The following is an 11,818-nucleotide window of genomic DNA, read 5'->3' as shown; positions in this document are numbered from 1 at the left end:
CGCCGAGGGCCGCGAAGCTCGCGATCCGGTACGCCGGGGCCGGGGTCTGGGCGTTCCAGCCCCGCTCGGCCAGCAGGTGCAGGGTGGTCTGGATGGTGTCGGACCCGACGCCGATGAGGTCACCGGCGACGGGGGTGAACGTCGGGTCGTCGGCCTCGGCAGCCGACGCCGCTCCGGACGACAGGACGACCGCGGAGCCGGCCAGGGCGGCCGTGATGACGCCCGCGAGGGACTTGCGTACAAACATGTGTCGTTCGCTTCCTGTGAAGGTGGTGCGTTGTCTGTCGTGAAGACGCCGCCCCGAGACGGCACAGCTGGTCAGATCAGGTTGGGCAGCAGTCGCATCACCACATCCGTGGAAGCCCAGGACAGTGCGATCGCTAGGGGGCTGGCGAGCACCCACACGAGCACCGTCGACCATCGCTGACGGGCGGCGACGACCCCGAGGGTCAGCGCCAGGAGCAGGGCCAGGCACAGGGCGAGGAGCGGCAGGGCTCCGTCGTCGGCGGCCATCGCCTTCTCCGAATCGGGGACCGCGCCCGGCCGGCCGGGCGGGGCGGGGAACGCCTGGGTCGCGTCGGCGTCGACGTAGACCGCCGACTCCGGCGCGATCGCGCCCAGGCGGCCGCTGCCCTCCGCGGTCACGAGCGTGAGCCGGCCGGCGCCCTCGGCCACCGGCTGCGGCAGCGGGTCGCCGGCCCGGCGCACGCCGAGGACGGTGTACGTCGTCGAGCCCTGGGCGCCCACGACGTCGATCTCGTCGCCGGCGCTCAGGTCGGTGAGGTCGGCGAAGGGGGCGCCGTACGTCGCCGCCCGGCCGTAGACGACCGACGTGCCGACCTGGCCCGGCAGCACGGTGTCGCGGCGGTGGCCGGGGCCGGCCAGCAGGTCGCCGGAGGCGGTGCCCTCGACCACGACCTGCTCGAGCCCGATGCTCGGGATCGTGAGCAGCGCGACCGGGTCGCCGACGGGGACCACCGGTCCGACCGGCGCGGTCGCGCCGGCCAGGTCGCCGCGCAGCTCGCGGTAGAGCAGGTCCTGGGCCCGGTGCTGCGAGATCGACCCGAGGAACAGCAGCTGTGCGGCCATCCAGAGGCAGACGATCGCGATCATCGTGAACGACGTGGAGAGCACCGACGAAGCGCTGTCCGCGGTCGTCGGCGGGCCGGGCGGTCGCGGCGCCGGGCGGGGCCGCCGGTCGACCTGCTTGCGACGGGCTCGCGTGGGCCTCTCGAGCGTCACGGTCATCGCCGTCTCCGGACCACGGGCGCGGCGACCCGCAGCGCGGTCGCGGTCACGCAGCCGATCGCGCCGAGCAGGATCAGCAGCGGGAGCAGGCCGCCGGCGAGGTTCGACCCGACCGGCTCGGTGGCCGGCATCTCGACGGCCATCGGCGGGGTGGTCGGCGCCGCGGACGGCTCGGGTGCGGTCGACGGCTCCCCGTCCTCGGGGACGCCCGGGGGCGTGACGCCACCGCCGCTGCCGCCGTCACCGGAGCTGGCGCTGGGCCCGTCACCGGGACCGGAGGGTGCGGAGCGCTGGGCCTCGATCGCGTCGGCGGTCTGCTGCGCCGCGTCGAAGAGCTTCGCGGTCACCCCGGTCTTCTCGATCGGCAGGAACCCGCCCGGCAGCTCGCCGTTGCCGCTGCCGGGCTCCTGGCCCTCGGTGGTCGCGACCCGGACGAACTGCGCGACCCTCGCGGCGTCGTCCTTCGCCAGGTTCTGCAGCCGGGCCGCGGTGTAGACGATCATCGTCCCCGGGTAGGCGCGGCCCGACCTCCGCACGTCGCCCTGGTCGAGGACGAACGGGTGGTGGACCTTCTCCTGGCGGGCCAGCTGCACCGCGGCCGCGAGCGACCGGGTGTCGGGCTCGACGTACGTACCCGGCTTGGCCTCGAGCGCCGCGGAGCGCAGGCCGTACCGGTCGGCGTCGCCGAGGCTGACGATGCCGAGCATGAACCGGGATCCGTAGGACTGCCGGTCGATCCGGCCGAGCTTGTAGAGACCGGTGCCGAGGTCCTTCTCGCAGCGGGTCTGGACGTTCGGCCACGAGTCCAGGAGCGCGTCGGCGATGTCGCGCATCGTGCTCACCGGCGCGGCCAGCTGGCTGAAGTACACCGCCGGGTTGTCCTGCCGGCAGCTGTTCTGCGTCTCCGGCACGTACGTGTCGAGCATCGGCCAGTCGGCGCGCGGCATGTCGATGTTCTTGTACTTCGGGTTGACGACCATCCCCCACGGGTCCGGCTTGCCGTGGATGAACGCCATCGCGTCCCGGTCGTGGGCGACGTAGTCGGTCAGCTGCTCGATGACGTCGGAGGAGTTCGACAGCGACAGGACCGTCGCGCCGGCCTCCTGGGCGTTCTGGCTCAGGCCCGGGTTGAGCTTGATGAACTCGGGGTCGGCCATGATCGCCAGCGGGTTGTCCCCGATGCCGGGGTGGCCGCGGCCGAGGTCCGAGCCGAGGTAGGACTGGGTGAGCAGCTTGGCGATCAGCCGGGCGTTGAGCCGCAGGTGCGTGTACTCGCCGGCGTTGTCGGGCTTGTCGATCTGGTAGCCGATCGCGAACCCCGTCACGGCGGTGGGCGCGTAGCCGACCGGGTCCGGGCCGGTGCGCGGGTGCTCGGAGGACACCTCGGCGGCCACGCCGTTGCCGCTCTCCATCAGCTTCCAGCCCGCGATGTCCGGCATCTGGTTGAGCTGGAACTTGAACCGCTTCTCGTTCAGGCAGTACGCCGGCGCCCACTGCAGGGCCGCCTGGGCGAGCAGCTCGGAGCCGTAGAAGCCGGTCGGCGGCCGGGGGTCGAGCAGGTCACAGGTGTCCGGCGGCAGGCCGAACGTGATCGGGATCGAGAACCGGTTCTTCCAGTTCGACGGCGACCACCACAGCGCGGGCGAGACCGCCTGGTCGGCGCCCTCGTTGGCGAAGTTGCTCGACCCGGCCGGGAAGCGGCCACCCTTGCGGCACGCCTGGTCGGACCTGGTCATCGGCGCCGACGGCTGGTCGCAGGAGAGGCCGACGATCGGGATGACCACGATCGAGCACGCGACCTTGTCGTTGCAGCCGAGCGACTCGTTCTCGACGTCGCTGCGCACCTCGAACTGAACCGACCCGGTGCCGTCGGTGTCGGTGAACGCCGCGATCTCGGCGGGCGGGAAGGCCGCGTCCACCGCCGCCTCGGGCGGCATGTGGTCGGCGTCGCAGGCCGTGAACGTCTGGCCCTTCGCGGTGACGAACGGCGTCAGCTTCGTGAAGTACGGGTCGATGTCCGCCGCCGGGCACTCCTCCGCGGTCGGGAACGGGTCCAGGCCGGAGAGCCGGCCCTTCTGCTCCTCCGTCGCGTCGAGGTCGTGGACCCAGCTCGCCTCGCCCTCCGAGCGGGTGACCTGCGAGCGCTGCACGACCGAGGCGGTCCAGCAGGTCTCCGGCCGCAGCTGCTTGCGCTGGGGCAGCGAGGGGTCGTCGATGCCCCGGCACTGCATGACGACCACCGGGTACTCCTGATTGAGCCCGTTCTCGCCGTACGGGTTGCTGGCCCGGCCGCCGCTGGGCTGGGCGCCCTTCCACGTGATGAGGATCCGCTGCCGGCCGCGCAGGTTCGTCGTCTGGTCGGCGGTGACCGTCACCGTGCTGCTCGGGAAGGAGTACGTCGAGCCGTCGGGCTGCACGAACTGGCGGGTGAGCGTCTTCGTCGCACGCCAGCCGTCCCGGGGCGTGCGCGCCTCCCGGTGGTTGAGGTGCGAAGGCGCGCTAGCGCCTGAGCCTCGAAACCCCTCGACCCCGGCGTCCCCCGCGGGCTGCGCCCCGGCCGCCGCGGGCGCGGCGAGACCGAGCAGGGCCAGGCCGATCAGCACGACGCGCCTCACGGTCGTCCCCCCGCCTTGGTCGCGCGACGCCGCCGCAGGGCCGCGACGTAGAAGCCGGGCAGGAGCACCAGCGCGCACAGCTCGAGCACGGCCAGCCAGCCGAACGTGCGCTGGTCGACGGCGCGGTTTGCCACGAGCTCGGTGGGGTTCGCGTAGACCGCCTCGCCCGAGGACGTGGTCGCGTCGCCTGCGACCGGGAGGCCCGTGTCCGGGTCGATGGCCGTGGGCGCGTCGCCCGCGGCTGCGGGGCCTCCCGCCCCGTCGGAGCCGCCGGTGTCACCACCGGTGGCGCCGCCGCCCTCGCCGCCACCGGTGTTCTCGTCGGTGCTGGGCTGGTTGGTGCCGGTCGCCGTGCCGCACGGCCCCGCGCCGACCTTGTCGCAGGCCGCGGGCTGCGGCGCCTTCTCGGCGAGGACGTTGTGGCTGAGGTTCTTGCCGTCGAAGGTCGGGTTGTTGCACGACTTCACGTCGCGGTCGGTGAGGTCGACGGCCCCGTCGGCCTTCTTCAGCTTCGCGATCTGGTCGAAGCCGGCCTGGACGAGGTTCAGCGGGAGCGGTGAGTAGCCGTACGGCCCGGCCTTGGTCTGTCCCGAGCACAGCGAGTAGTACATGAAGTCCGCGAGCGTCTGCCGCTTCGCGGTCGTCATCCGCGGGTCGTCGTCGCCCGTCGGGATGATCATGTAGGAGTACGACGAGATCGGGTACGCCCGCGGGTCGGGGTTGGTGTAGACGTCGTCGAGGATCTGCGTCAGGTAGAGCTGGCTGCTCTTGTCCTGGTTGATCTTGGCCCTCGTCAGCGCGACCGCGGTGTTGTACTGCGTCGGCTCGACGAAGTAGCCGGCCTTGTTGAGCACCTTCACGACCGGGTAGTCCGCGTTGAGCGGGTAGGAGTACTCGACGTACCCGATGGTCCCGTTGCCGGCGAAGCCCTTGATCGTGTTCATCACCTGGTCCGAGCCGGCCTGGCTGATCATCTGCCCGCCGTTCTTCGGGTAGTACGACGTCAGCCCGGACTGGCCGAAGTAGGGCCGCCAGATGCTCGGGTACTCGTGGTCCATCCAGGTGGTGAACTGCGCGGTCGTGCCCGAGCCGTCCGAGCGCACGACGGGCTTGATCGGCATCGAGGGGAACTTGCGGCCGTTGTTGTCCTTGGTGATCGCCGGGTCGTTCCAGTTCGTGATCTTGTTGGTGAAGATCTTCGCGATCGTCTCGCCGGAGAGCCGCAGGTTGCGCACCAGCTCGCCGCCGATCTTGAGCTGGTAGGTGAACGCGGTCCCGCCCGCGACGATCGGCAGGTAGGCGTAGTCGCGACCGTTGCTGGTGTCGGCCTGGCCCTGCTCGTCGGTGCCCTGGTAGGGGATCTCGGAGATCGCGAAGTCCGTGCTGTCCTGGGCGAAGTCCTTGCGGCCCTTGGTCGAGCCGCCGCCGGTGTACACGACCTTCATGCCGTTGGCGTCCACGTCGGCGATCCACTGCTGGACGATGAGCTCGGACCAGGTCGAGCCGGTGCCCTCGATCTGGGCGTAGACCGTCGCGTTCGCGGCGCCCGGCAGTGCGGCCACGCACGCCAGCGACAGCGCGAACGCCACGACCGTTCGGATCAGGCGGGTCACGGGATCTCCTCGTTCGGGGCGGGCGGGTACTTCGTGGCGAGGTCGTCGGGAGCCCGCACGGGGCCGGCCAGCACGAGCGGGTCCCCGCGGCGCAGGTTGAGGCCGAGCCGGTTGGTGCCACCGGTGAGCCGGCGGCTGGCCCTCGTGCGCTTGGCCCGCTTCGGCCGGGCGAGCAGCCGGGCGACCACGAAGAGCACGAGCACCACGACGAGCAGCACGGTGGCGGCGGCGAAGGCGCGGGCGATCGCGTTGGGTTCTCCGGAGCGCACCAGGGAGTAGACGAACAGCGGCAGCGAGTTCATGACGCCGTCGGTGGGGTTGGTGACGAGGAACTGGGCGTTGCCCGACGTCAGCAGCACGGGGCTGGTCTCGCCGACGCCGCGGGCGACGCCGAGGATGCAGGCGGTGGCGAGGCCGGGCCGCGCCGTCGGCAGCACGACGTGCCAGACGGTCTTCCAGCGGCTGGCGCCGAGCGCCAGGCTGGCCTCGCGCAGGCCGCTCGGCACGACCCGCAGCACCACGTCCGCGGCGCGGGCGATGATCGGCAGCATCATCACGCCGATCGCGAGGCCGGCGGCGAGCCCGGACCTCGGGTAGCCGAGCGCGACGATCAGCACCGTGTAGATGAACAGGCCGGCGACGATCGACGGCAGCGCGGTCATCGCCTCGACGACCGTGCGCACCACCCGGGCGAACCGGCCACCGACCTCGCTCATGAAGACGGCCGTCCCGATGCCGAGCGGCAGCGTGACCGCGACCGCGATGCCGACCTCGATCAGCGAGCCGACGACCGCGTGCAGGACGCCGCCGCGGTCGAACGGGTCCTTCGGGCCGACCCCGGACATGTCGTCGACGAAGAAGTTCAGGTGGGTCAGTGGCTCCCAGCCCCGGACGAACACGAACACGATCGCGCTCAGCAGAGCGGCTCCGACCACCATCGCGCCGGCCGTGATCACCGCGCCGGCGACCCGGTCGCGCACCTCGACGAGGCCACCGGACATCCCGGCGGTCGCCGCGGTCACCAGCAGCCCGCAGCTGAACCAGACGAGGAGGAACCACGGCAGGCCGGCCAGCGGCAGCAGCCGCTGGGTGATCAGCCAGGCCATGGCGAAGCCCGCGGCCCAGGAGCCGACCCGGGCGAACAGCTCGTCGGTCGTCAGCCGGCCCAGGGCCGCTCGGGGCACCGCGGGCGGCGCGTCGTCGTCGTACCGCGGCAGCGAGGTCGTGCCGACGGTGCCGCCCTCGGCCGGGCCGAGGGTCTGGTTGCCGCGAGTTTGGGGCGCGAGCGTCATCAGGCGTCCGTCCCGGCGCCCGAGCGGCTGCGGTTGACGATCACGGAAGCCACCGTGTTGACGGCCAGGGTGATGAGGAACAGCACGAAGCCCGCGGCCAGGAGCGCCGAGAGCTGGGTCGGGTCGGCGTCACCGAAGCGACCCGCGATGAGCGCGGAGACGGTGTTGCCGCCGATCTCGAGGACCCGGCCCTTGACGTCGAAGGACGGCGAGAGGATCAACAGCACGGCGATGGTCTCGCCCAGCGCCCGGCCCAGACCGAGCATCGTGCCGCCGATGATCCCGCCGCGACCGAAGGGCAGCACGACGGTGCGCACCATCCCCCACTTGGTGGCGCCGAGCGCGAGCGCGGCCTCCTTCTCGCCCTCCGGGGTCTGCGAGAACACCTGCCGCATCACCGCGCAGGCCATCGGCAGCACCATCATCGCGACGGCGATGCCGGCGCAGAACATGCTGAAGCTGTACTGCGAGATCACCGTGTCGACGACCGCGGCGTCCGGGTCGGCCCCGCGCACCTCGAAGACCGGGATCCAGCCGAGGTTGCGCTCGAACCACATGGCGAGCTCGGCCGCGTGCGGCATGATCAGGAAGAAGCCCCAGAGGCCCCAGATGATCGACGGCACCGCCGCCATCAGGTCGACCATCGAGACCAGGACGTTCTTGAGGAACGCGGGCGCGTACTCGCTGATGTAGAGCGCGGTCAGCAGCGCCAGCGGGAACGCGACGACCATCGCGACCATCGCCACGCAGAACGTGCCGGTCAGCACCGCCGCGATGCCGATGATGTCGGCCTCCGGCTGCCAGCGGTTCTCGGTGAAGAAGCTCCAGCCGTAGTGGTGCAGGGTCGGGTAGGCCTGCCAGCCGAGGAACAGGCCGACGCCGCCGGTGATGACCAGGACGACGGCACCGACGGCGCGGATGGAGTGCACGAAGACCGCATCGACACCCGTCGCCTTGCGGGAGATCTTGCGGGGGCCGACCTCGGTGGAGGCGTACGGCACAGGTTGGGTGGTCACGCGGTGCTTTCTGGCGATGCGCTCGGTGGAGCGGGGTGCTGAATCGCCTGAATCTTCAGGACGTCACCGGAACGGCGGGTCCGTGCCCGGTGAACGTCGCGCGAACAGCCACGCCCCGTTTGCCGAACTCCTCGGCCCGCGGGGTTTGCGCTGGTCAGAACGGGTCATAGGGGCCGGTCACCGCCTGGCCCGAACGGGCCAGGGGTGGGTTCGGCCGGTCGTTCACCCGTCGTTCGTCGCGGTCGTCGGCCGCCGCCGGATGCCGAACGCCTCTCCCCCGTGTTGGGTATCTCCCGGCGGGGCCCGTCGGGCCGGTCACCGGGCTTCTAGGTTGCGGTCATGAGCATGGTCGTGGGCTACGCACCGGGTGTGTACGACCTCTTCCACGTGGGTCACCTCAACGTGCTCCGCCTGGCGCGGGCGCACTGCGACCACCTGATCGCCGGCGTCGTCTCCGACGAGATGTGCGAGCGCGCGAAGGGCACCCGGCCCGTCATCTGCCTCGCCGAGCGCCTGGAGATCGTCCGCCACATCGACTACGTCGACTCCGTGCACGCCGAGACGCTCCCGGAGAAGCTCGACACCTGGGAACTCCTGCACTTCGACCGGATCTTCAAGGGCGACGACTGGCGCGGGACGCCGAAGGGCGACAAGCTCGAGCGCGACTTCGCCTCGGTCGGTGTCGAGGTCGTCTACTTCCCGTACACCGTGCACACGTCGAGCACCCGGCTGCGTCAGGCCCTCGCACGCCTCGGCGACGAGGTCGAGCTGAGCAGGCCCTGGCCGGCGCTCGAGCGGGTCTGAGCACCCGCCCGGGCACACCGGGCCGCGACGTCGGCGATCTCGCTGCGGTAGCGCGCGACGCCGTACGCCCAGCGGGCCGCCCGCCGGCCGGCGTCGCCGAGCAGCAGCGCCAGTCCCGGGTCCTCGACCAGGGTGCCGACCGCGTCGGCCAGGGCCCGGGGGTCGCGCGGTGTCACCAGCAGCCCGGTGACCCCGTGCCGGATCGTCTCCAGGTGGCCCGGCACCGCGGCCGCGACCACCGGCCGCCGCGCCAGCTGGGCCTCGACGACCGCGTTCCCGAACGACTCCCCCAGCGAGGGGGCGAGCAGCAGGTCGGCGCGCTCGAGGGCCGGCCAGACCGGGGCCACGTAGCCCGCGAAGGTCACCGCGCCCCGCAGGTCGGGCCGCTGCGCCCGTTCCCGCAGCCCGGCGGCGTAGTCCTCCTGGCCCGGCGCCGGGGTCCCGCACAGCTCGAGGTGGACGTCGTACCCGCGGGCCCGCAGCAGCGCGGCCGCCTCGAGTGCGGTGTCGGGCGACTTGCGCCGCGAGAGGCGCCCGACGGTGACCAGGCGGACCGCGGCACCGGGGTCGTCGTGGCGAGGCAGGCGCGGGGTGCGGGGCGGGCCCGGGATCCCGTTGCACACCAGCCGGAGCCGGGCGGCCAGGGCCGGCACGGACTCGAGGAGCGACTCCTGCGTGGTCCGGCTGTTGGCGACCACGGTGTCCGCGAGCAGCAGCGGCAGCGCGAGGGCGCGTCGTACGGCGGGCGGGTCGGCCGCCTCCGCCTCGTGGACGTGGCACAGGGCGGGCACCCCGGTGCCCCGCGTCGCCAGCAGCCACCAGGGCAGCGTGAGCGTGTTGACGTAGACCAGGTCCGGGCGCACCTCACGCACCAGGCGACGGATGCCCGGCAGCGCGCGGCCGGCGGCCTCCGCCAGGTGCGCGAGCCCGTGGACCGACGCGGCCGAGCGGCACAGCACCGGGTAGTCGAGCAGCCGGATCTCGGCGCCGAGGTCCCGCAGGCCCGCCACGAGCGGGCCGAGCGCGGGGACCACGACCACCACCCGGATGCCACGCTCCCGGAAGGCGGCGACGCTCTCGCGCATCTGGAGGTCCGACCCGTAGACGTCCGCCGACGGGTTGGCCACCAGGATCGTCCGCGGCTGCTGGTCACTCACGAGTGCATTCGACGCGCGCCCGCCTCCGTCCGGCCCGCCGGTCGCGGCCCTTCACCCAATATTGGCGACCGGTCCCGCACTCCGCCCCGGCCGCCGGCGGCCGGCCCTACGTTCCGGTCAGGAGCGAGACACGGGGGGAGACGTGAGCGCCACCACGACGGGCAGCCGACACGACGGTGCGGTGCGCCGGGGCTATCGCGCGGACCTGGCGGCGCTCGCCGCGGCACAGAAGCCGCCGCGGGGGACGGCGGCGTACTCACGTTCGGTGAACCGGCCGGCGGCGCGGCGGGTCGCGGCGGCGGTGCACCAGGTCGGCATGACGCCCGACGTCGCGACCGCGGTCAGCGCGACGCTCTCGGCGGCCGGCCTCGCGGTCGTCGCCCTGGTGCGGCCGTCGTGGGCGAGCGGGCTGACCGTGGCGGTGCTGCTCGCGCTCGGCTACGTCATGGACTCCGTGGACGGGCAGCTGGCCCGGTTGCGCGGCCGTGGCTCGGTGTCCGGCGAGTGGCTGGACCACACGGTCGACTGCGTGAAGACCTGCGCGGTGCACCTCGCCGTGCTGATCTCCTTCTACCGCTTCGCGCCGGTGTCGAGCGAGGCGGTGCTCCTCCTCCCGATCGCCTACCTGGTCGTCGACGTCACCTGCTTCTTCGGGATCGTGCTGCTCCCCCACCTGCGGTCGCCGGTCGCGCCGGAGACGGTGCCTCGTCCCGAGGGTCCCTGGCGGCGCTGGCTGATCCTCCCGAACGACTACGGCACCCAGTGCTGGATGTTCGTCCTGCTCGGCTGGGGCGCGGCGTTCGTCGCGGCGTACGCCGTGATGCTCGCGGCGAACGCCGGCCTGCTCGCCCTGGCCTGCCGCAAGTGGTGGCGCGAGCTGCGCGCCCTGGACGCGATCGCCGCGCGATGAGGATCGCGATGATCGGGACGCGCGGGGTCCCGGCCCGGTACGGCGGCTTCGAGACCGCCGTGGAGGAGATCGGCCGGCGCCTGGTCGGGCGCGGCCACGAGGTCACCGTCTACTGCCGGGGTGCGCAGGCCCCGCGGCCGTGCGAGCACCTCGGGATGCGGCTGGTGCACCTGCCGGCCGTCCGGTCGCGGTCGCTGGAGACGCTGAGTCACACCGCGGCCTCGGTGGCGCACGTGTGGCACACGGGCGGCCACGACGTGGCGGCGGTGTTCAACGCCGCGAACGCGGCGTTCCTGCCGGCCCTGCACGCGGCCCACCTGCCGGTCGCCGTGCACGTCGACGGACTCGAGTGGCAGCGCGCGAAGTGGAGCGGCGCCGGCCGCCACTACTACCGGTGGGCCGAGTCGCTCGCGGTCCGGTGGGCCGACGCCCTGATCGCCGACGCCGCGGGGATCGCCGACTACTACCGCGCCGAGTTCGGCGTCGCGACCGAGCTGCTCACCTATGGCGCCCCGATCCTCCAGGACCCCGGCACCGGTCGGCTCGCGGGGCTGCGGCTCCGCGCCGGCGCCTTCCACCTGGTCGTCGCGAGGTTCGAGCCGGAGAACCACGTCGCCGAGATCGTCGCCGGCTACCACCGTTCCGCCGCCCGGCTCCCGCTCGTGGTCGTCGGCTCCGCGCCGTACGCCGACCGCTACACCGCGCGGATCCGCTCGATCGCCCGGGACGACCCCCGGGTCGTCCTGCTCGGCGCGGTCTGGGACCAGGACCTGCTCGACCAGCTGTACGCCGGCTGCTCGACGTACCTCCACGGGCACAGCGTGGGCGGCACGAACCCCTCGCTGCTGCGGGCGATGGGCGCCGCCGCGGCCGTGGTCGCCTTCGACGTCGGGTTCAACCGCGAGGTGGCCGGCCCCGCGGCGGCGTACTTCTCCGTAGCGGAGGAGCTGCCCGCGATCCTGGCGCGCGCCGAGGCCGACCCCGGCCGGGTCGCCGAGCTCGGTCGGCGCCTGCAGGAGCGGGCCGCGTCGAGGTACCGCTGGGACGACGTCGCCGACGGGTACGAGAGCCTGCTCGAGCGGCTGGCCGCCGGCGAGTCGGTGCGCGGCAGTGCCAGCGGCCGGCGCGGCCGCCGGACCCGCCCGGTCGGTGTCCCGTGCTCC

At 72.9% G+C, this 11,818-nt stretch carries 10 protein-coding genes; 3 read left to right on the top strand and 7 right to left on the bottom strand.

Annotation, left to right across the window (positions count from 1 at the left end; all coding sequences use genetic code 11):
* From VGD85_RS10885 to pstC, 6 genes are all read right to left on the bottom strand, one after another.
* A partial coding sequence (locus VGD85_RS10885; RefSeq protein ID WP_331063459.1) for a hypothetical protein occupies positions 1 to 247 on the bottom strand: 247 nt, incomplete at its 3' end.
* Between the two features lie 71 nt (positions 248 to 318).
* A complete protein-coding gene (locus tag VGD85_RS10880) occupies positions 319 to 1,242 on the bottom strand; it encodes a class E sortase (protein ID WP_331063458.1) in 924 nt (307 codons plus the stop codon).
* Positions 1,243 to 1,244: 2 nt separating this feature from the next.
* Complete coding sequence (locus tag VGD85_RS10875; RefSeq protein ID WP_331063457.1) at positions 1,245 to 3,863, bottom strand: hypothetical protein; 2,619 nt, start codon at positions 3,861 to 3,863, stop codon at positions 1,245 to 1,247.
* Positions 3,860 to 5,476, bottom strand: coding sequence for a substrate-binding domain-containing protein (locus VGD85_RS10870; RefSeq protein ID WP_331063456.1), 1,617 nt, complete (start codon positions 5,474 to 5,476; stop codon positions 3,860 to 3,862). Before VGD85_RS10870 ends, VGD85_RS10875 begins: the two co-directional genes overlap by 4 nt.
* Entirely contained in the window at positions 5,473 to 6,768 is a 1,296-nt protein-coding gene (gene pstA, locus VGD85_RS10865; protein ID WP_331063455.1) for a phosphate ABC transporter permease PstA, read from the bottom strand. The genes VGD85_RS10870 and pstA overlap by 4 nt, the downstream gene beginning before the upstream one ends.
* Positions 6,768 to 7,784, bottom strand: a complete 1,017-nt coding sequence (gene pstC / locus VGD85_RS10860) for a phosphate ABC transporter permease subunit PstC (RefSeq protein WP_331063454.1) — start codon at positions 7,782 to 7,784, stop codon at positions 6,768 to 6,770. The genes pstA and pstC overlap by 1 nt, the downstream gene beginning before the upstream one ends.
* A gap of 339 nt (positions 7,785 to 8,123) precedes the next feature.
* On the opposite strand from pstC, the gene VGD85_RS10855 reads away from it, so the two are divergent.
* Positions 8,124 to 8,588, top strand: coding sequence for an adenylyltransferase/cytidyltransferase family protein (locus tag VGD85_RS10855; RefSeq protein ID WP_331063453.1), 465 nt, complete (start codon positions 8,124 to 8,126; stop codon positions 8,586 to 8,588).
* On the opposite strand, the gene VGD85_RS10850 is transcribed toward VGD85_RS10855, so the two are convergent.
* Positions 8,519 to 9,745: a glycosyltransferase family 4 protein gene (locus tag VGD85_RS10850; protein ID WP_331063452.1), complete on the bottom strand. Its 1,227-nt coding sequence runs from the start codon at positions 9,743 to 9,745 to the stop codon at positions 8,519 to 8,521. The genes VGD85_RS10855 and VGD85_RS10850 overlap by 70 nt on opposite strands.
* Positions 9,746 to 9,887: 142 nt before the next feature.
* On the opposite strand from VGD85_RS10850, the gene VGD85_RS10845 reads away from it, so the two are divergent.
* On the top strand, positions 9,888 to 10,655 hold the full coding sequence (locus VGD85_RS10845) for a CDP-alcohol phosphatidyltransferase family protein (protein WP_331063451.1): 768 nt from the start codon (positions 9,888 to 9,890) through the stop codon (positions 10,653 to 10,655).
* 8 nt (positions 10,656 to 10,663) lie between these two features.
* On the top strand, positions 10,664 to 11,818 hold a 1,155-nt coding region (locus tag VGD85_RS10840), incomplete at its 3' end, for a DUF1972 domain-containing protein (RefSeq protein WP_331063450.1).

The sequence above is a fragment of the Nocardioides sp. genome (assembly GCF_036401255.1).
Classification (GTDB): domain Bacteria; phylum Actinomycetota; class Actinomycetes; order Propionibacteriales; family Nocardioidaceae; genus Nocardioides.
Note: the sequence above shows the minus strand (reverse complement) of the source record. Positions and strands in the feature narration are given on the sequence as shown.